The organism is Ruegeria sp. CDSB013, assembly GCF_059611165.1.
In genome coordinates this window covers 24,505-42,435 of sequence record NZ_JBXWPA010000007.1, presented here as the reverse complement: position 1 = coordinate 42,435, position 17,931 = coordinate 24,505, and the positions used below count along the sequence as shown (strand labels likewise).

The 17,931-nt window shown below is 58.5% G+C and carries 21 protein-coding genes; 6 read left to right on the top strand and 15 right to left on the bottom strand.

What is annotated here, in order from left to right:
- Nucleotides 1-65: 65 nt before the first annotated feature.
- Both AC2FJF_RS13140 and AC2FJF_RS13135 read right to left on the bottom strand, forming a co-directional pair.
- Nucleotides 66-839 carry a tRNA1(Val) (adenine(37)-N6)-methyltransferase gene (locus tag AC2FJF_RS13140; RefSeq protein WP_496725803.1) on the bottom strand — a complete coding sequence of 258 codons (774 nt, stop codon included), beginning with the start codon at nt 837-839 and terminating at the stop codon, nt 66-68.
- Nucleotides 836-1,051, bottom strand: coding sequence for a putative signal transducing protein (locus AC2FJF_RS13135; RefSeq protein WP_037316655.1), 216 nt, complete (start codon nt 1,049-1,051; stop codon nt 836-838). Before AC2FJF_RS13135 ends, AC2FJF_RS13140 begins: the two co-directional genes overlap by 4 nt.
- A 56-nt stretch (nt 1,052-1,107) precedes the next feature.
- Between AC2FJF_RS13135 and AC2FJF_RS13130 the strand changes: the two genes are divergently transcribed.
- Nucleotides 1,108-2,106: a polyprenyl synthetase family protein gene (locus tag AC2FJF_RS13130; RefSeq protein ID WP_496725802.1), complete on the top strand. Its 999-nt coding sequence runs from the start codon at nt 1,108-1,110 to the stop codon at nt 2,104-2,106.
- Here the strand turns inward: AC2FJF_RS13130 and AC2FJF_RS13125 are convergent.
- The 4 genes from AC2FJF_RS13125 to soxR form a co-directional block, all read right to left on the bottom strand.
- Nucleotides 2,099-2,920 (bottom strand): 4-(cytidine 5'-diphospho)-2-C-methyl-D-erythritol kinase, encoded by an 822-nt coding sequence (locus AC2FJF_RS13125; protein ID WP_496725801.1) that lies wholly within the window; start codon nt 2,918-2,920, stop codon nt 2,099-2,101. The two genes, AC2FJF_RS13130 and AC2FJF_RS13125, sit on opposite strands and share 8 nt — an antisense overlap.
- Nucleotides 2,910-4,622, bottom strand: a complete 1,713-nt coding sequence (locus tag AC2FJF_RS13120; protein WP_496725800.1) for a tetratricopeptide repeat protein — start codon at nt 4,620-4,622, stop codon at nt 2,910-2,912. Before AC2FJF_RS13120 ends, AC2FJF_RS13125 begins: the two co-directional genes overlap by 11 nt.
- Before the next feature lie 104 nt (nt 4,623-4,726).
- Nucleotides 4,727-6,373, bottom strand: coding sequence for an electron transfer flavoprotein-ubiquinone oxidoreductase (locus AC2FJF_RS13115; protein WP_496725799.1), 1,647 nt, complete (start codon nt 6,371-6,373; stop codon nt 4,727-4,729).
- A 135-nt stretch (nt 6,374-6,508) separates the two neighbouring features.
- Entirely contained in the window at nt 6,509-6,964 is a 456-nt protein-coding gene (gene soxR / locus AC2FJF_RS13110; RefSeq protein WP_058278822.1) for a redox-sensitive transcriptional activator SoxR, read from the bottom strand.
- 88 nt (nt 6,965-7,052) lie between these two features.
- Between soxR and AC2FJF_RS13105 the strand changes: the two genes are divergently transcribed.
- From AC2FJF_RS13105 to AC2FJF_RS13095, 3 genes are all read left to right on the top strand, one after another.
- A complete protein-coding gene (locus AC2FJF_RS13105; protein WP_058273569.1) occupies nt 7,053-7,433 on the top strand; it encodes a VOC family protein in 381 nt (126 codons plus the stop codon).
- Between the two features lie 241 nt (nt 7,434-7,674).
- Nucleotides 7,675-8,145: a transcription elongation factor GreA gene (greA, locus tag AC2FJF_RS13100; RefSeq protein WP_058278909.1), complete on the top strand. Its 471-nt coding sequence runs from the start codon at nt 7,675-7,677 to the stop codon at nt 8,143-8,145.
- Nucleotides 8,146-8,159: 14 nt separating this feature from the next.
- Nucleotides 8,160-9,152: a hypothetical protein gene (locus AC2FJF_RS13095; RefSeq protein WP_058273571.1), complete on the top strand. Its 993-nt coding sequence runs from the start codon at nt 8,160-8,162 to the stop codon at nt 9,150-9,152.
- Here the strand turns inward: AC2FJF_RS13095 and AC2FJF_RS13090 are convergent, their stop codons facing one another.
- The 5 genes from AC2FJF_RS13090 to AC2FJF_RS13070 form a co-directional block, all read right to left on the bottom strand.
- Nucleotides 9,153-10,418, bottom strand: a complete 1,266-nt coding sequence (locus AC2FJF_RS13090) for a molybdopterin-binding protein (protein WP_496725798.1) — start codon at nt 10,416-10,418, stop codon at nt 9,153-9,155.
- Complete coding sequence (gene mobB, locus AC2FJF_RS13085) at nt 10,415-10,906, bottom strand: molybdopterin-guanine dinucleotide biosynthesis protein B (RefSeq protein ID WP_496725797.1); 492 nt, start codon at nt 10,904-10,906, stop codon at nt 10,415-10,417. The genes AC2FJF_RS13090 and mobB overlap by 4 nt, the downstream gene beginning before the upstream one ends.
- Complete coding sequence (gene mobA, locus AC2FJF_RS13080) at nt 10,903-11,547, bottom strand: molybdenum cofactor guanylyltransferase MobA (RefSeq protein WP_496725796.1); 645 nt, start codon at nt 11,545-11,547, stop codon at nt 10,903-10,905. The genes mobB and mobA overlap by 4 nt, the downstream gene beginning before the upstream one ends.
- A 59-nt stretch (nt 11,548-11,606) precedes the next feature.
- Nucleotides 11,607-12,560 carry an AEC family transporter gene (locus AC2FJF_RS13075; protein ID WP_496725795.1) on the bottom strand — a complete coding sequence of 318 codons (954 nt, stop codon included), beginning with the start codon at nt 12,558-12,560 and terminating at the stop codon, nt 11,607-11,609.
- A gap of 111 nt (nt 12,561-12,671) precedes the next feature.
- The gene (locus AC2FJF_RS13070; RefSeq protein WP_496725794.1) at nt 12,672-13,613 is read right to left on the bottom strand and encodes a formate dehydrogenase accessory sulfurtransferase FdhD; all 942 of its coding nucleotides are present in this window, start codon (nt 13,611-13,613) and stop codon (nt 12,672-12,674) included.
- On the opposite strand from AC2FJF_RS13070, the gene AC2FJF_RS13065 reads away from it, so the two are divergent.
- Together AC2FJF_RS13065 and AC2FJF_RS13060 are read left to right on the top strand one after the other, a co-directional pair.
- Nucleotides 13,612-14,328 (top strand): AzlC family ABC transporter permease, encoded by a 717-nt coding sequence (locus AC2FJF_RS13065; protein WP_496725793.1) that lies wholly within the window; start codon nt 13,612-13,614, stop codon nt 14,326-14,328. The genes AC2FJF_RS13070 and AC2FJF_RS13065 overlap by 2 nt on opposite strands.
- A complete protein-coding gene (locus tag AC2FJF_RS13060; RefSeq protein ID WP_496725792.1) occupies nt 14,325-14,657 on the top strand; it encodes an AzlD domain-containing protein in 333 nt (110 codons plus the stop codon). The genes AC2FJF_RS13065 and AC2FJF_RS13060 overlap by 4 nt, the downstream gene beginning before the upstream one ends.
- Here AC2FJF_RS13060 and AC2FJF_RS13055 read toward each other — a convergent pair.
- The 4 genes from AC2FJF_RS13055 to AC2FJF_RS13040 form a co-directional block, all read right to left on the bottom strand.
- Nucleotides 14,646-15,278 carry a hypothetical protein gene (locus tag AC2FJF_RS13055; protein ID WP_496725791.1) on the bottom strand — a complete coding sequence of 211 codons (633 nt, stop codon included), beginning with the start codon at nt 15,276-15,278 and terminating at the stop codon, nt 14,646-14,648. The genes AC2FJF_RS13060 and AC2FJF_RS13055 overlap by 12 nt on opposite strands.
- Nucleotides 15,279-15,296: 18 nt before the next feature.
- Nucleotides 15,297-15,431, bottom strand: coding sequence for an aa3-type cytochrome c oxidase subunit IV (locus AC2FJF_RS13050; protein WP_058273578.1), 135 nt, complete (start codon nt 15,429-15,431; stop codon nt 15,297-15,299).
- Between the two features lie 68 nt (nt 15,432-15,499).
- On the bottom strand, nt 15,500-16,060 hold the full coding sequence (locus AC2FJF_RS13045; protein WP_496725790.1) for a hypothetical protein: 561 nt from the start codon (nt 16,058-16,060) through the stop codon (nt 15,500-15,502).
- Complete coding sequence (locus tag AC2FJF_RS13040) at nt 16,047-17,885, bottom strand: glycerophosphodiester phosphodiesterase (protein WP_496725789.1); 1,839 nt, start codon at nt 17,883-17,885, stop codon at nt 16,047-16,049. The genes AC2FJF_RS13045 and AC2FJF_RS13040 overlap by 14 nt, the downstream gene beginning before the upstream one ends.
- Nucleotides 17,886-17,931 lie beyond the last annotated feature (46 nt).

Genomic DNA, 17,931 nt, shown 5'->3' with positions numbered 1-17,931 from the left:
CCAGCCTGTCACGCCGCAGACGCACAGAATCTGTAATAAATCCGACAAATTCGGCTGGTTAATGCCTATTGATCAGAAAACCCCGGCAGCGAGGCCCCTTTGCGCAGGGCGTCTGAGACCTGTGGCGTATAGCTTTCCCCATCACGTTCGTGCCGATCCCCATCGTGTAATACGACTGGCGCACGCAGCTGAAAATCGGCGCGCCCACCCTTTCTGGCCCGTAAAATTACCAATTCTGCCTTGCGACCGGCTCTGGCGGCCAGTGGCAGGATTTCCGCCGATCCCAACCGCCCTTCGCATGCCATCAATATGTCGGGAAGACGGTTGGCTTTCTGGATCATATGCAAGTACCCACGAGGCGCGAGGCGCTTGGCCGCGCAGTCAATCCATGTCTCCAAAGGCGTTTGCTCGCCCAACGCAATACTACGCCCGGTGTCATCGGCCGGGCTATGCGCGCCAGCACGGTAATAAGGCGGGTTTGCGAGTACATGATCGAATTGCCGCTGTTTGAGCGTAGCTGGCAATGCACTGATATCGGCCTCGACTACCTCTAGTGGCGCGTCATTTTCCGCGGCGTTTCGGCGTGCCAATTCTGCATAGCTTGCCTGTAACTCGACCCCAACGGCCTGCAGACCCGGCACACGGGCCAGCAGGCACAGGATCGCGGCACCCGCGCCGCAGCCCAATTCCAGCACAGTGTGACCACGTGTCGCCGGGACCGCCGCTGCCAGCAGAACCGGGTCAACACCTGCACGATACCCTGCGCGTGGCTGACACAAACGCACACGCCCGCCCAGAAAGTCATTTTTGGTCAATTCACTATCGGAAAACAGGTTCATCTGCCCAGCGGGATTTCGTTGTCACGCATTACTCGTTCTGCGCGGGTCAGGTCGTCGGCTCGCACCATCAGGCGGCGCGGAAAGATTCCTATGCCTCCTTCGAGGATGCTCATATTTACGTCCATCTGAAAGCAGTCTATATCCTCGCCCTCAAGAAGGGCGGAAGCAAAGGCCAGAATCGTCGGATCGGTGCTGCGCAAAAGTTCTTTCATGGGGATGGATGTAAGGGCAAGGCAAGGCGGAAGTCGAGCCTTGTATCAGGAGAGTGATGAACATCGACACAATCTCGAAACCGCATGAGCGACTGGCAGAGATTCTGGACGGCGAAATGGACGCCGTAAACCAGTTGATCCGTACGCGCATGGCCTCGGAGCACGCACCGCGCATCCCCGAAGTGACAGCGCATCTGGTTGAAGCAGGCGGTAAGCGTCTGCGTCCAATGCTGACGCTGGCGGCGGCCCGGATGTTTGACTACCCGGGTGATCATCACGTGCGTCTGGCCGCGACGGTTGAATTCATCCATACCGCGACCCTGTTACACGACGATGTCGTTGATGAAAGCGCCCAGCGGCGTGGCCGCCCCACGGCGAACCTGTTGTGGGACAACAAATCCAGTGTTCTGGTCGGCGACTACCTGTTCTCCCGCAGTTTCCAACTGATGGTTGAGACCGGATCGCTGCGGGTGCTGGACATTCTGGCCAATGCCTCTGCCACCATCGCCGAGGGCGAAGTGTTGCAGATGACCGCTGCGACCGATCTGGGCACTACCGAGGCAATCTATTTGCAGGTCGTGCGCGGCAAGACCGCCGCGCTGTTTTCCGCCGCAACCGAGGTGGGCGGCGTGATTGCTGGCGCGGCTGAGGATCAGGTAAAGGCGCTATACGAATACGGAGATGCGCTGGGAATTGCGTTCCAAATTGCCGATGACCTGCTGGACTATCAGGGCGACAGCAAGGCGACCGGAAAGAATGTCGGCGACGACTTCCGCGAGCGCAAACTGACCTTGCCCGTCATCAAGGCTATCGCACAGGCCACCCCGGAAGAGCACGCCTTTTGGGAGCGTACAATTGGTCGAGGCCGTCAGGAAGACGGCGATCTGGACCATGCGCTGAGCCTGATGAACAAATACGGCACGCTGGACGCCACACGGTCGGATGCATTTGGGTGGGCCACCAAAGCCAAGACCGCGCTGGATGCGCTGCCGGATCACAAGATCCGGTCATTGCTGCGCGATCTGGCTGACTACGTGGTTTCGCGCCTCAATTAAGCTGCGTGGCGCGGCACCACCAATCGGGGTGCGCCGCGCCAATCTCGTAGGCTGCGAAATGGGCGGCTTTCATCGTCGGGTAGAGCGCAAAACAGGTCGAACCCGAACCTGACATCCGAGCCAGTAGAACATCTTTCGTATCCGACAGATCATCCAGCACCCGGGCAACCTCGGGTGCAAGACTCTTAGTCGGTGGCTCCAAGTCATTGCGTTGTTCCTGCACCCAATCCGCGCATGCCTTGGGCGTTTCAAAGACGGGGATATCATCGGGCATTGGCGGGTTGTCGCGGTTCTGCAAGGCAGAGAATACGGCGCCGGTTGGGACTTCGACACCAGGATTGACCAAGAGCGCTGGCAATTGCGGCAATGAGACCGGCTGCAACCGCTCGCCGATGCCCCGCATCCGGGTGGCGCTGGCAACCATGCAAACCGGCACATCCGCACCAAGGGTCAGGGCAGTTTCGCTGGGGATAGCCACACCCTGATCTGCGATCATGCGCAGTGTCGCCGCGGCATCGGACGATCCTCCGCCAATGCCGCCGCCATGGGGCAGCACTTTGTTTAGGTTGATATGCCCTGTCCATCCAGCGGCGACGGCAGCTTTCCAGACCAGATTTCTGTCGTCCGCCGGGACGCCCTTGGCGTGTTCACCGGCGACTGACATCGACAGCTCTGGCCCCGGCGTGAATTCCAACGTGTCACCGACATTCGCAAAAGCCACTAGAGAATCCAACAGGTGATACCCGCCGTCACGGCGGCCAGTTACATGCAGGGTCAGGTTGATCTTGGCGGGCGCGAAGGCCTTAGTTGCCATTGGCGACTTTCAGGGGGTCGGCGCCTTCTTCGGCCAAGACCGCGTCCAAGCCCACCTCAATCTTGCGACGAATGCGCTCGGGGTCGGCCTCACCGTCCGTGTCGTCGGGATCAACAAAGGACAACGCGCGCTTCCACTGAAATTCAGCTTCGCGCGCGCGGCCCACGGCCCAATAGACATCACCCAGATGATCATTCACCACAGGATCAACCGGCATCAGCTCGACCGCACGCTCCATATGTGAGACCGCTTCGTCGTAGCGGCCCAATCGGAACAAAACCCACCCCAGACTGTCGACAATATAGCCGCTGTCGGGGCGCGCCGCGACAGCGCGTTCGATCATGTTCAGTGCTTCGTCCAGCTTTTCCTGCCGCTCGACCAGCGAGTAGCCCAAATAGTTCAGAACCTGTGGCTGATCGGGGTTCAGTTCCAGCGCGCGACGGAAATCGGCCTCAGCCGCTTCCCAGTGCTTGAGACGCTCATGCGAAATACCGCGGGCGTAATATAGAAACCAGTTGCCGCTGACACCCTGCTCGGTCAGTTCGATGGCAGTGTCATAGGTCCCAACGGCATCGACATAGTTTTCTTGCCGCCGTTGCAGATCAGCCAGGGCTACATGCACACTGGGCAGGCTGGGGCTTTGCGCCGCGAGGTTCTGCAGAACTTCGGCGGCTGCATCCGTTTTTCCCGAACGGCTCAGAACTTCGGCCCGGCCCAACTCGGCCGCGTGGTAATCGCTGCTCGTGGACGGCACCATACGATAGGCTTCGACGGCCAGGTCATATTGTTCCAACGCATCCAGCAATTCGGCACTTAGAAGGATTGCGTCCACGTGGTCCGGGCGCAGAAAAGCGGCAATCCGGGCATAGAGAAGCACATAGTCCTGTGACGCCTCACTGCTGAGCGCGGCACCGACAGAAAAGAACACCTCGGCCATACCGTCCTGCGCCGACTGTATGTGTGTAAACGGCAACGTTTCACCCGCCTTCAAACGCGCCACGTAACCTTCAATGGATGGGTCGCTGCCCGCCGCGAAAACGTCTTTCAGATATTGCAGGGCGTCTTCGTTGCGGTCCAGCTGCGACAATACTTCGGTCCGGGCCAAGGCCGCCCGGCGCGAGAACCGCGACACCGCGCCGTTGTTTGCCGCAAAAATCTCTTCGGCCCCTTCGAAGTCACCAATCGACGCCAGCGCCAACGCCTTGTGATAAAGCGCGAATTCCAGAAGCCCCTCCTGGGTGCCGACTTCGTCGAACTTTTCCATCGCTTTGGTCATGGCACCTTGCGCCACATAGACCCAACCCAGAACCAAGCCATCTACTAATGGCCCAACGCCTTGGGTTTCAGGATCACGAGCAAGCAGCTCATCCAGCTTTCCGTCGTCAACCAGGTTGGCCATGATGACCATCTTTGCCGCCTGACTTGGCAGTTCGAGCGCCTCAATTGACTGCGCAACCGGCAGCGCGCGCTCAATCTCACCCAATGCAAGACGCGCTACGACAACGTTTTCCAGAAGCTTGCCATTTTCAGGGTCGGCGCGCAGGGCCTGCGCATAATATTTCTCGGCAGAAATATAGTCGCTTTGATATATCGCCTGACGCCCGGCCAGATACGACCCAGAGCCAGAATCCGACAGCGCCGGGAATGCAAATGACGAGGTTAACAGCGCGGCAAATGCCGCGCGACGAACGAGGGAAGCCACCAAAATCCTGCCTTGCTATCGTTGACTGGACAACAAGCTAGGGCTTTGACCGGAAAGAGGCAATGGCAGAGCCTTCACGACCCCGCCATTGCCCATGTTTTCGCTTACATGTTGGGATAGTTCGGTCCATCCCCGCCCTGCGGCGTGGTCCAGGTGATGTTCTGGCTGGGGTCCTTGATATCGCAGGTTTTGCAGTGAACGCAGTTCTGGAAATTGATGACGAATCGCGCGCCATCTTCATCCTCGACCATCTCGTACACGCCTGCCGGGCAATAGCGCTGCGCCGGTTCATCGTATTTGGGCATGTTTACTTTGACCGGGATTTCCGGATCGGCCAACTTCAGGTGGCAAGGCTGGCTTTCCTCATGGTTGGTCATCGCAAAGGACACGTTAGTCAGGCGATCAAAGGACAGCTTTCCATCGGGCTTTGGATAATCGATGGGCTTGTGCTTGCTGGCCTCTTCGGTCGATTCAGCATCGTTCTTGCCGTGACCCAGCGTGCCCAGCAACGAAAAGCCCAGCGTGTTGGTCCACATGTCCATGCCGCCCAGCATCAGGCTGGCGGTCAGGCCGTATTTCGACCACAGCGGCTTGACGTTGCGCACCTTCTTCAGGTCTGCGCCGATTGCACCTTCGCGCACTTCGGTTTCATAGGCGGTCAGTTCATCACCCGAACGCTCGGCCTTGATGGCGTCAAACGCCGCTTCAGCCGCCGCTTTGCCCGACAACATCGCGTTGTGGTTGCCCTTAATGCGCGGCACGTTGACCATGCCTGCGGAACAGCCCAACAGAGCCACGCCCGGCGCAACCAGCTTGGGCATAGACTGATAACCACCCTCGGTGATCGCACGAGCACCGTAAGCGACGCGCTTGCCGCCTTTCAGCAGCTCGGCCACCATCGGGTGATGCTTGAAGCGCTGAAATTCCATGTACGGATACAGATGCGGGTTCTTGTAGTTCAGGTGAACCACGAAACCGACGTAGACCTGATTGTTTTCAAGGTGGTAGATGAATGACCCGCCGCCCGCGTTGCTGCCCAGCGGCCAACCCATGGTGTGCGTGACCGAGCCTTCTTTGTGCTTGGCCGGGTCGATCTCCCAGATCTCTTTCATGCCCACGCCGTATTTCTGCACTTCTTTGCCAGCAGAGAGATCATACTTGGCGATCACTTCCTTGGACAGCGAACCGCGCACACCTTCCGACAGGAAAACGTATTTGCCATGCAGCTCCATGCCCGGCTCGGTCTGTGGTCCGTATGATCCATCAGGCTCCAGACCGAAGACACCGGCGACGACGCCTTTGACTTCGCCATTGTCGCCATAAACCAGTTCCGAACACGCCATGCCGGGGAAGATTTCCACGCCCAGCTCTTCCGCCTGTTCAGCCATCCAGCGGCAGACATTGCCCATCGAAACAATGTAGTTGCCGTGGTTGTTCATCAGCGGCGGCATTGGGAAGTTAGGAATGCGAATCTTGCCCGCCTCGCCCAGCATGTAGAAGTTGTCTTCATGCACCGGCACGTTCAGCGGCGCGCCTTTTTCTTTCCAGTCCGGGATCAGTGCGTCCAGCCCGCAAGGGTCTAGAACCGCGCCCGACAGGATATGCGCGCCCACTTCCGAGCCCTTTTCCAGAACCACGACGTTCAGGTCGGCATCCAGCTGTTTCAGACGGATGGCCGCCGACAGGCCCGCGGGGCCTGCGCCCACGATCACCACGTCGTATTCCATCGCTTCGCGTTCAATCTCGGCCATCGCGGGCTCCCTAGCTAACTTTCCGAATTGGCGCTTTCACAGCATGCTCTGCGCAATTTTGTTTCACGGCTGATTACATGGTCGCAAACACCTTGGTCAATCAAAACACGGCGTAACTTTGCTGCAATGCGGCAGTTATGCCTCGGGTGAGTCCCCCATCAGGTACCTGGGACCGCTACCATTGGATTTTGCGCGGTCATCCGGGTTGTAGAGGGCGCATTTCGGCAGGCTTAGACATCCGCAGCCAATGCAGCCATCCAAATTGTCGCGCAAGCGCGTCAGGGTATCGATTCGCTGGTCCAGATGGGCCCTTAGCCCCTTGCTGATATCCTGCCAATCCTGCGGTGTTGGCGTGCGGTTTCCAGGCAGGCCAGACAGGACCTCGCGGATCTCGGGCAAGGTCAGGCCGAACTGCTGCGCAATCATCACAAAACTCAGGCGTCTGATATCTGCTCGCTGATACCGCCGCTGCCCGCCCGCATTGCGCCAGGGCGATATCAGACCTTGCGCCTCATAGTACCGGATAGCCGAAACGGCCAAGCCTGTGCGCCGGGCCAATGCGCCAATTGCCAACCCTTCCGAAGCCGCCATCACCTCCTCCTGAAAAATCCCTTGATCTAAAGTTAGGTTTAGGAATTATGGTGAGTCGGGACAAGCCTCAAAACACGAAGGAGATCCCATGATGGCGACACTTGAACACACCAACTTCACCGTTCGCGACCCGCAGGCCTCGGCTGCGTGGATGCACAAGGTGTTCGGTTGGAAAACACGCTGGGAAGGCCCGGCAATTGCAGGCGGTTACACGGTTCACGTGGGCTCCAAGCACACCTATCTGGCGCTTTACGCGCCCAGCGATCCACAACCGTCCGGGGAAAGCAGCTATGACATCGTCGGTGGGCTGAACCACGTGGGCGTTCTGGTCGAAGACATCGACACGACCGAGCAGAAGGTTATCGACGCCGGTTTTACGCCCAAGTCCCATGCTGATTATGAACCGGGTCGGCGGTTCTATTTCAATGACGACAATGACATCGAATTCGAAGTGATTAGCTACGATTAAGGCGTTCTGGGAAACACCCGATAGATTCTTCATCGCCAATGCCCCGAGAGCCACGAGCGTGGCAGGGTATTGGCGATTCAGACTTTTCCCGAACACCATAGGCCGTAATCCGCGCGTTGTGCGACCGAGCCCCCTTGCAATTCACGCCTCATTTGGGTCAGTTAATTGACGACCCATCAAATCGCCCCGACGCGTGTCTCATGCGGCGGGGCGAACCAATTTATGCGTGGACGACAAGAACATGGAAAAAATTCCAATGACGCCTGCGGGTAATGCCGCGCTTGGGGCGGAGCTCAAAAACCTCAAGTCCGTCGAGCGCCCGGCGATCATCGAAGCTATTGCCACAGCGCGCGAGCTGGGCGACCTGAAGGAAAACGCCGAGTATCATTCGGCCCGCGAAAAGCAGGGCTTCATCGAAGGGCGTATCAAAGAGCTGGAAGGCATTCTGTCGCTGGCTGATGTGATCGACCCGGCCAAGCTGAACGGCGCGATCAAATTTGGCGCCAAGGTCACCCTGGTGGATGAAGACACCGACGAAGAAAAGACCTGGCAGATTGTTGGTGAGTACGAAGCCAACATCGAAAACGGCCTGCTGAACATCAAATCCCCCATCGCGCGGGCATTGATCGGAAAGGAAGAAGGCGACAGTGTCGAAGTACGCACCCCCGGTGGTGTGCGGTCCTATGAAGTTCTAAGTATCGAGTATGCCTGACCGGAGCCTTGACCATGTCAGAGCCCAATCCCGAACAAGATCCCGAACGGCCAACCCCTTTGGGGATATATGACAAGCCTTCGCATCCTTCGGTAACCGAGATCGAGATCGTTGCCGTCGCGCTTAGCGTGGTTTGGCTGATCGTGTCGATTGTGTTTCTGGTGCTTCCCGACAAGGTCGATGGCGGCGGATTCGTCGTGACTCTGCTGGCTGTTTTCATGCCGGTGGCGATGATTTGGGTCGCCGCTATGGCTATGCGCGCCAGCCGCGTCATGCGCGAGGAAAGCGCCCGGCTGCAGACCGCAATAGATGCAATCCGTCAGGCTTACGTAATTCAGCAACAGCGCGCCGCCAGTTTGCAAGAACCCGGTGTCAGCAAAAAGCTGGACGAAATCGCCGAGACCGCCAAAAAAGCAGAAACCGCGCTGGCGACGTTTTCGTCGAAACGGACCGAGCCGGTTCGCGGCGAAGCATCAGTTGCCACAGGCGACCAGACATCTTTGGAACTGGGCACTCCGGCCGAAGATATCGCGCCGCCATTGACGACCGATACCTTCATTCGGGCGCTGAACTTTCCTGAAACACAGGATGACGCCGAAGGGTTCGATGCCCTCAGGCTGGCGCTACGGGATCGCAAGACCGCCCAACTGGTGCAGGCTTCGCAGGACGTGCTTACACTGCTGAGCCAGGAAGGCATCTATATGGACGATCTGCGCCCGGATATGGCGCGTCCCGAAATCTGGCGACAGTTCGCACAGGGCGCGCGCGGCCGCGCGGTTGCCGCGTTGGGCGGGATCAGGGACCGGTCTTCGCTGGCACTGACGGCAGCGCGGATGAAGCAGGACCCGATATTCCGGGACGCCGTGCATCATTTCCTACGCCGTTTTGATCACATGATCGTTGAATTTGAACCGGTTGCCAGCGACGCGGACCTGACTGCATTGGGCGACACACGAACCGCCCGCGCTTTCATGCTGCTTGGGCGCGTCGCGGGTACATTTGACTGATCACAACCCAAAGCTGCCATAAGGAATGAACCGCACCAGATCACCCGGCCTGATGTGACATGCGCCATCCTGAATCTCGACCAGCCCTTCGGCCCAGCTAAGGCCGCTGATACGACCCGATCCTTCCGATGCAAAAACCTCGACCTGACCGTCTCGGACACGGGCGCGCAAGTATTCGCGCCGCCCCGGTTTTTTTCGTTTTTCGAAACCAGCAGGCAAATTGAACGCCTGCGGTTCGGACCAGCCCTCGCCCGCCATCAGACCCAGTGCAGGTCGGGCAAAGATCAACGTACAGACTTTGGCTGCGACGGGATTACCCGGCAGGCCAAATACGGGCGTTTCGTTCCACATACCCAGCGCCAATGGGCGGCCGGGCTTTAGCGCAATGCGCCACTCCTGCATCGCACCGGCCTCTCGCAATAGGGCTGAGACATGATCTTCATCCCCGGCGGACGCGCCGCCGCTGGTCAGAATGACGTCGGCCTGTTCTGACGCCTTGTCCAGCCTGTCACGCAGATCTTCCCGGTCGTCGGACACGCGCCCCATATCCACCGGCTCATAGCCCAGTCGCGCGATCATCGACAACAGCATCGGACGGTTGGCGTCAAATATTTGGCCGGGTCCGGCAGAGTTTCCAGGCTCGACCAGCTCATCCCCGGTCGAGAGAACCGCAACGCGCAGCGTCTTGCGTACCGCGACCTCGGATATCCCGGTGGCCGACAAAAGGGCCATGTCAGCAGGGGTCAATCTGCGCCCGGTAGGCAGAACCAAATCGCCCTCGGCCACGTCTTCGCCAGCTTTGCGGGTATTGGCGCCCTGTTTCAGCGGGCCGTGAAAGGCGATGTGACCATCCTGAACGGTCACGTCTTCTTCCAGTATGACCGTATCCACACCGGTAGGCAGCGCTGCGCCGGTCAACACGCGCAGTGCCTTGCCGTGTGGCACCGCGCCATCAAACGGAATACCAGCCGCAGCGCGCCCATCCTGCAGCGGCATCACTTGGGGACCCACGGGGGCGGCCCCGGAAAACCCATAACCATCCACGGCCGTGTTTGGCTGCGGTGGGTTTGAACGTTTCGCAAAAACGTCTTCTGCCAGTATCCGCCCCACAGCCTGCCCGATCAAAGCCGTTTCGACCAAAGTCACCACCGTCAACCGAGATCGCAACAAGGCCAGCGCGTCGTCCACTGGTGTCCAGTTGACCCCGGCAGGCAAGGCAAAACAATCATTTCGCAGGGGCGGAGGCGTGATGTTTGGCGGCGTCATAATCCGACCTCTTTCAAGATGAAATCCGCGACTGCGGCGGTGTTGTCCAGATCAAACACCGGAACCTGTACCTGCAGGGGCGTATCGCTGGCGACAACGCGGATCGTACTGTTTTCCGGGGCCATCAACGCATTGCCGGCCTCGGCACGAAACGCTTCGACCTTGGGGTGGCTTTCTCGTTTGAAACCTTCGATCAGTACGAGATCGACCGGAAGCAGCCGAGCCAGAAGATCAGCCAAAGGCGGCTCAGGTGCCCCGCGCAGTTCTTGCATCACGGCAATACGCTTGCCGGATGCCAATAGCACCTCGGACGCACCGGCTTCTCGATGGCGGAAACTGTCGGTTCCGGGCTGGTCGACATCGACGGCGTGATGCGCGTGTTTGACTGTCGAAACCGTGAAGCCGCGCCCGGTAATCTCGGCCACTAATCGCTCCATTAGGCCGGTTTTGCCCGCGTTTTTCCAGCCGGTGACGCCGAAGACCCTCATGCCTGCTCCAGCAGCTTTTGCGCCCGCGCCAGATCGTCGGGCGTGTTGACGTTGAAGAAAGGATCGAATGGGTCCGCCGGGAACAGGGCCTCACGCCCGTCATGTTTGTCGGTCCACAGCACAACCTTGCGCAACCCGTCATTCAAGGCATCCCGCAGATCATCGCGCAGGGCGACAGGCCAGAGCCCAAATGTCGGATGCCTGTTGACCCGCTTGCCGCCGCCGGACTTTAGCGCTTCATCCCCGGTGCGCGGCGTGGTGGCCAGCACCAGAGGATGTGTTTGCCCTTGGGCAGCGTCGGTCAGCCGCGCCACAAGATCGCGTGGAAAAAACGGCGTATCAGCAGCGGCTGTGACTATGCTGTCGGCCCCTTGTTCAGCTGCCCAATCGAGCCCCGCCAGCACACCCGCCAGAGGCCCGGCGAAACCTTCAATCGTATCGGGCAGAACCGGCAGGTTCAGATCGGCGAACCGCTCGGGGTCGCCATTGGCGTTCAGCGCCAGACCGTCGACCTGCGGGCCAAACCGGTCAATGACATGAGACAGCAGGCTTTGGCCCCCGATCTGCAACAGACCCTTGTCGCCGCCGCCCATACGGGTGGCGAGGCCGCCTGCGAGGATTACGCCCAAAGGGGTGTTCATTGCTGCACCTTGTTGCTTGCGTCCAAGTGATCAATAGATCGCAACTTTGTAGAGCGAACTCAATTCAATTGGAACGCGGTAGGATGCAGATGATGCAGGACAAACAGCCACAGGATCAAAGTCCCGACCGCCAGGAACGAGGTCGCCGACACGATGTGAGCGGCGAGCTGCGGCTCCTGATCATAATGTTTGGCCAGCAAAAAGATGCTCTTTGCCGTGGGCGCTGCTGCAGAGACCGTCGCCGCAATGATCCAAAGCGGATCCAGGCCGATCAAATGCCCCGCAAGCAGCACCACCCCCGGAACAACGAGAAGTTTTACTACCGTCAAGAACAGGATCATCGATCCAGTCTGAACAATCGTGCGAACACTTGTGGTAAACCCGATCGCAAACAGCGCAACAGCTGCAAGCGCCTGGCTCATAAGCTCTAAATAATCCGAAACGACGTCGGAAAACCCAATACCTGTTAAAGAGTAAAGAACGCCCAACAACGTTGCCGCGATTATCGGGTTTTTCAAAACATTCAGAAGGATCTTGTAAATGGGTGTCTTGGCGCTTGCCTTGTGACCGGCCGAGGTCTCTAGAATGGTGGTCATGATCAACAGCAGAATGGCGACCACCAGATTTGCCAATACGGCCGGCAGCGCCCCCTTTGATCCAAAAATCGCATGGAGGATGGGCAGCGCAACCAACGCTGTGTTCGAGGCAACGCCAGCAAAGGCCAAAACGGTTGCTGATCCGACCTGAAAACTCGTCAGCGCCTTCAAACCGATGAACAGGACGGCAAAAAGAGCCAGTATCGTACCGCCATACGACACGTAGAAACCGTAGTTTAGAAGGTTCTCAAACTCCTCCTGACCAATCAGGTAAAACATGATGGCGGGGATCAGGACGTAAACGGCAAACTGCACCAGAGCTTCTGACGTGTCTTCGCCCAGAAGATTCGTCCAAGAAAACACGTACCCCGTCAAGATCACCGCGAAGACCGGTGCAATTAAACTGATTAATTCCATAGCTTCCCTACGTGGCAACCATCCAAAATTCCACTCTGAGTTGCTCCACCTTAGTGTACATCTTCTGGAACTTGCAGAGTTTTCTCAGAACGACTGGTTACCCAACGGATTTCAGGACTGGGAACTTTTCCTTTTGTGTTTCTTATCTTCGACCGCCACAGTCGCCGGATCCACATCACGCATCAGTCGGTCCTCACCTGAAAGACATACAAAGCGCTGCCCACGCATCCGACCGATCAATGTCAGTCCGACTTCGCGGGCAATCTCTACGCCCCATGCGGTGAAGCCCGATCGCGACGCCAGAACTGGTATGCCCATCATCGCGGTCTTGATCACCATTTCCGAGGTCAGGCGTCCGGTGGTGTAGAGGATTTTGTCTTCAGCCCCCTCACCTTTTGACAGCATCCAACCCGCGATCTTGTCGACAGCGTTGTGGCGGCCCACGTCTTCCATATAGACCAACGGGCGGTTCTCGTGGCACAGCACAGTGCCGTGGATCGCCCCAGCCTCAAGATACAGCGACGGGGTGCGGTTGATCTTGGCCGCCAGATCGTACAGCCACGAGGTGCGGACCGAGACCTGCGGCAGGCGCACGTTGTCCAATCCTTCCATCATGTCACCGAACACCGTGCCGACCGCACAGCCGCTGGTGCGGGTCTTTTTCTTCAATTTGTCCTCATACGAGGTCTCGCGCGCGGTGCGTACCACCACGGTTTCCAGATCTTCATCGTAATCGACGCGCGTGATGTCGTCATCGACCAGCAGCATCCCCTGATTGCGCAGGAACCCCAGCGCCAGATACTCGGGGTAGTCACCGATCGTCATCGCTGTCACGATCTCTTGCGAATTCAGGAAAATCGTCAGCGGGCGTTCCTCGACCACCGAGATCTGGCTGACTTCACCATTCTGGTCCACGCCTTCAACGGCGCGGGTCAGGCGGGGCGCACCGGGATCTGGGGCGATGATGTAGTCTGACTGGTTCTGTTCCGTGGCCAATTGCAACCCTTTCCCAAGACCGCTACTGCTGCGGGGATCACCATAGGATTTAGCCATGGCAGACACCACATCCAAGTCATACTTCTGGAAGGGTTTTCGCGACGGGACCCCGTTCATTTTTGTGGCGATCCCGTTTGGCACCCTGTTCGGCGTGTTCGCGACTGAGGCTGGGTTGAATATCGTGCAAACCATGGCGTTCACGTCCACGGTCTTTGCGGGTGCTGCGCAGTTTGCCGCGCTGCAATTGCTGCAGGATCAGACACCGACGGCCATTATTCTTGTTTCTGCCCTGGCGGTAAACCTCCGGATGGCGATGTATTCAGCGTCACTGACGCCCTATCTGGGGGCTGCGCCGATGTGGCAGCGGGCATGTGCAGCCTACCTGACCGTCGATCAGTCTTATGCCTGTTCAATCGTGCAGTTTGAAAAAGAACCCAGGATGACGGTGCCCCAGCGCATGGCTTATTTCGTGGGCTCGGTCACCCCCATCACGCCGCTATGGATATTTGCGACCTATCTGGGCGCGGTTCTTGGCACTCGCATTCCCGAAAGCTGGGCGCTGGACTTTGCCTTGCCGATTACATTTCTGGCAATGATCGGGCCAATGATGCGCACCCTGCCCCATGTGGTGGCTGCGTTGGTGGCCATTGTCGTTTCTTTGATGATCGCTGGCATCCCATACAATCTGGGCCTGCTGATTGCCGGATGTGCCGGCATGATGGCCGGCGCTCAGGCCGAATTGTTCACCGAACGCAGAAAGGCCACACAATGACCCCTGTTGATCCGGTCACGATCTGGTCCATCATCATTGGACTTGCCATTGGCAGTTATAGTTTGCGGTTCGTCTTTATCGGCCTCGTCGGGGATCGCCCGATGCCTCCCTGGCTGTTGCGCCACTTGCGCTATACCGCTGTCGCCCTCCTGCCAGCCCTGATTGCACCGCTGGTTGTTTGGCCAACCGCAACTGAAGGGCAGCCCGACATTCCACGGATGGCGGCCGCCGCGGTTGCGCTAAGCGTTGGAGTGATCACAAAGAATGTGCTGGCAGCAATCTTCAGCGGCGCCGCAACACTGTACGGGTTGCTGTACTTATTGGGTTGAGACCGTTTCCAGTTGGTTCAGTGCCGCATTGTTGGCGGCCAGACCTTTTTGCAGGTCGGCATCGTCGTTCTCACGATACTCCGTTGTCACAACACCCGGAAGCTGACCGAATTGATCCGACAGCTTGACCGGAAAAAAGGTCACGTCGATCTGTTCGAACCCCGGAACCTGCTTCAGCAGCGACGCGGTGGAATTCGCACAATAGGCACCTGCGACCGGACCGGATTGTTTGGCCAGCTGCAAGGCAATCTCGGCCTGTTGCGGGCTTACCTGAATCGTCTGGATACGCGCATAATGTGTCTCGCGTGCGTGCGAACTGCGATAGGCGCGCTCGACATTCGGGGTGATACCGTACAGCACGTCGTCCTTGATCGGAACCACATCTGCGCGGAAAGACCCCGCAGGATCAAAGATCACTCGCTCGCTGCCGCTGATCATCAACGAAGTATGGGCACCAGACCCGGTGCGCGTGCTGATCATCGTATACAGCGTCAGGGTCGAAGGCCCCGGATCACGATAGGATCGGGCAACGACCTCGGCCCGCTCGGCTTGCGGACGCTGCGATCCCGTGCAGCCAGCAACAGTTGCTGCCAGCAGGCAGGCAATCAAAATCCGGATCAAGGTCAACCCCGTTTTGGATTATGCGGCGAAGACCGCCAGGAACAGGCAAAGGAGGGCGATGGCAACCACACACCATGTGGTGGCTTTGACGAACCCATCAAAGGTTTTGGTTTGAACAGTGATATCCATTTCGCCGTGCTTGTGTTCAGCCATGAGTCTCAGAATCCTAATTCGCGTGTTTGAAATGTTGGATAATGGAAAATCCGGGGCCTGTCACCACGTCATTCGCGCGCAGGGGCCAAAGGTGGGAACACCGAGCACCCCGGATACCCAAAACCCCAACGCCAGGGCAGGCCCGAACAGGGGCCGCCGCCGAATCGGACCGCCGCATACATCGCCTCGGCCGTGACGGAATGAGCGGTGCGAATCTGTTCGGCCGTCATGTCATAGCGCTCGGCATATTCCTCGGCATGGTCTGTCCCATGCTTTTTGACGCAAGCACGCAGAGTGTCGTCTGCGTACAGGCGTGCGTCATAGCTGTCTTCGGCCCGCAAAGCCCCGCCAGCATGGTGATAGGCGCGATCATGGGTCACACAGCAGTATTCCCACGGTGGGTGCGCCTCATACAGCCCCCGAAAGCTGGGGAACGTATCCGCCACAAAGCGCCAACTGGCCGAAAGACCACCCGAACAGCCATCCGTTTCAAACGGGGTCAACTCTGCGCTACTGCGCTCCGCCATCAGGGCGCGATGTGCTGGTAGCTCAAAGCTGCGCATGACGTCTTGCGCGAAGGCTGGCGCGGCACTCGCCAAAAGGATTGCCGCCAGATTAAGGGCTTTCATCGCGCATCGCCTCAGTATCAAAGGACATGCCAAAGGTCGTCGCCAGCCATAACAACAACCGCTCTGCCGGCCCCAATTCGGCGCGCACACGCAGAACTTCATTTGCCATCGCTGGTCGGTCCGTGATCAGCCCATCCACCCCCATCGACGCCATCGCCGACATTTGCAGCGGATCATTCACTGTCCAGACATAGATGTCCTTACCCGCCGCATGGACCGAATTGACCAAGCCCGGCGTCGCCATCGCGGCGTTCACCGCAACAAAATCACCTTCGAGACCCGACAGATCACCCACAGCAGTCGCGGCCAGAACACCAGCGCGCCAGTCGGGGCGAATCGTCTTCATCTTTTGCACTGCCGGGTATTTTAGCGACATCGTTGCAATGTCGTCCTGCATGCCCAACTCTTCGACGAGGGCGACAACCCTATTCTCAAGGTCTACGTCGTGGCCGTAGTATTTCAGTTCGATAATGACCTTGGCCTTGCCCTTCGCGGCCTCCAGCACATCACGCAACGTCGGCGTCCGCTCATCTGCGTATTCAGGGCCAAACCAGCTGCCGATGTCGATCTGATCGATATCCTCCATCGTGGCATCCCACACCTTTAGGTTAACACCGGCCAGTTTCATGAAATCACTGTCATGGGCGACGATGACTACATCATCCGCTGTTTCCTGCACGTCGATCTCAACCCAGTCGGCCCCGTCCTCAATCGCCTTGAGAACCGAGGCCATCGTGTTTTCGGGCTTCAGCGCGGCAGCGCCGCGATGACCGATAACCTCTGCGCGGTCCGGTGCCTGCACCCTTTCCAGAAGGTGCTGCCCGAACCAAATCCCAACAAGAACAGCAACGATGGCGGCCCCAACAGCCGTAACCATTGTTCTGCGCAGGTTTCGCGGCTTTGGAGGGGTTGGTTCTGATGTCTGGATATCAAAGAACCCATCGAGCAGCACTGCCAGTGCGCCCAGAGCCGTGGCTGCCAATACCAGTCCGGCCAGTGACCAGATACCGGCAACGGCGAGGCTGTAAATCAGGGCCAATCTCAGGTTGGCTGCGCCTTGCAGCGGCACCAGCGCGAACAAAAGCCCGGCCAACCAGGCGATCACGGCGGCGATGATAAGGCGCACAGCCAGCCAGATGGCCAGCTCTATCTTGAGGCGTCCGCGCTTACCTTCCATCCGACTGGCGCTGATGCCAAACGCATGTCCGGGGTGAACGCCCTCGAACAAAACCAAATGCAGCGACAAAGCCCAGGCTGACAGGCGTCGGATCAACACCCAAGCCATAGCCAGCGCAACCGCCCCGATCAGCACCACAGCCACCCAGAATGAGGGCGGGTGGAAGGTCAGATAATAGTTGATGTCATACTCAGTCAGCGTCCACCACGCGATCACGGCAGAAACGATCGCAAAGGGCAGAACCAACAGCAAAACCCGCACAACAAAGCGCACCGCAAATCCAAACAGGGATGGAAGCCGCGACAGGATCAGCCTGATCGAAGAACTGCCGGCGCGCCATGGGTCCGGCTCTGCCATCCGCAGCGACCCGGCCATGACCGAGAAGACAAACACCTCGGCCAGTAGAAACAGGCTGAGAACCACAACGGCCGCAATAAACCCGGCAGGTGAGAGGATGAATGCAGCGATCGCCTGATCAGTCAGCGCCGTCTGATTGGATAGCGATACGGCAAGATTCACCGTGATCGCCACGCCGGGCGCAATCAGCGCAACCAAAAGCAGGCGCACAACAAGATAGATCGGCACAAAGACACGGCGACGGGCCCACGCACCTTTGTAGGCACTTGTAACGGCAGAGAAAGTGGTCACGTGAGGCCCCCTTGAATGGTAAACTCATTCAAGGCTGCACAGACGT

What these genes read in the sequence shown, in the direction of transcription:
- AC2FJF_RS13140 (WP_496725803.1), bottom strand. Translation starts at nt 839, where the DNA reads ATGAACCTGTTTTCCGATAGTGAATTGACCAAAAATGACTTTCTGGGC.
- AC2FJF_RS13135 (WP_037316655.1), bottom strand. Translation starts at nt 1,051, where the DNA reads ATGAAAGAACTTTTGCGCAGCACCGATCCGACGATTCTGGCCTTTGCT.
- AC2FJF_RS13130 (WP_496725802.1), top strand. Translation starts at nt 1,108, where the DNA reads ATGAACATCGACACAATCTCGAAACCGCATGAGCGACTGGCAGAGATT.
- AC2FJF_RS13125 (WP_496725801.1), bottom strand. Translation starts at nt 2,920, where the DNA reads ATGGCAACTAAGGCCTTCGCGCCCGCCAAGATCAACCTGACCCTGCAT.
- AC2FJF_RS13115 (WP_496725799.1), bottom strand. Translation starts at nt 6,373, where the DNA reads ATGGCCGAGATTGAACGCGAAGCGATGGAATACGACGTGGTGATCGTG.
- soxR (WP_058278822.1), bottom strand. Translation starts at nt 6,964, where the DNA reads ATGGCGGCTTCGGAAGGGTTGGCAATTGGCGCATTGGCCCGGCGCACA.
- AC2FJF_RS13105 (WP_058273569.1), top strand. Translation starts at nt 7,053, where the DNA reads ATGATGGCGACACTTGAACACACCAACTTCACCGTTCGCGACCCGCAG.
- greA (WP_058278909.1), top strand. Translation starts at nt 7,675, where the DNA reads ATGGAAAAAATTCCAATGACGCCTGCGGGTAATGCCGCGCTTGGGGCG.
- AC2FJF_RS13095 (WP_058273571.1), top strand. Translation starts at nt 8,160, where the DNA reads ATGTCAGAGCCCAATCCCGAACAAGATCCCGAACGGCCAACCCCTTTG.
- AC2FJF_RS13090 (WP_496725798.1), bottom strand. Translation starts at nt 10,418, where the DNA reads ATGACGCCGCCAAACATCACGCCTCCGCCCCTGCGAAATGATTGTTTT.
- mobB (WP_496725797.1), bottom strand. Translation starts at nt 10,906, where the DNA reads ATGAGGGTCTTCGGCGTCACCGGCTGGAAAAACGCGGGCAAAACCGGC.
- mobA (WP_496725796.1), bottom strand. Translation starts at nt 11,547, where the DNA reads ATGAACACCCCTTTGGGCGTAATCCTCGCAGGCGGCCTCGCCACCCGT.
- AC2FJF_RS13075 (WP_496725795.1), bottom strand. Translation starts at nt 12,560, where the DNA reads ATGGAATTAATCAGTTTAATTGCACCGGTCTTCGCGGTGATCTTGACG.
- AC2FJF_RS13065 (WP_496725793.1), top strand. Translation starts at nt 13,612, where the DNA reads ATGGCAGACACCACATCCAAGTCATACTTCTGGAAGGGTTTTCGCGAC.
- AC2FJF_RS13070 (WP_496725794.1), bottom strand. Translation starts at nt 13,613, where the DNA reads ATGGCTAAATCCTATGGTGATCCCCGCAGCAGTAGCGGTCTTGGGAAA.
- AC2FJF_RS13060 (WP_496725792.1), top strand. Translation starts at nt 14,325, where the DNA reads ATGACCCCTGTTGATCCGGTCACGATCTGGTCCATCATCATTGGACTT.
- AC2FJF_RS13050 (WP_058273578.1), bottom strand. Translation starts at nt 15,431, where the DNA reads ATGGCTGAACACAAGCACGGCGAAATGGATATCACTGTTCAAACCAAA.
- AC2FJF_RS13045 (WP_496725790.1), bottom strand. Translation starts at nt 16,060, where the DNA reads ATGAAAGCCCTTAATCTGGCGGCAATCCTTTTGGCGAGTGCCGCGCCA.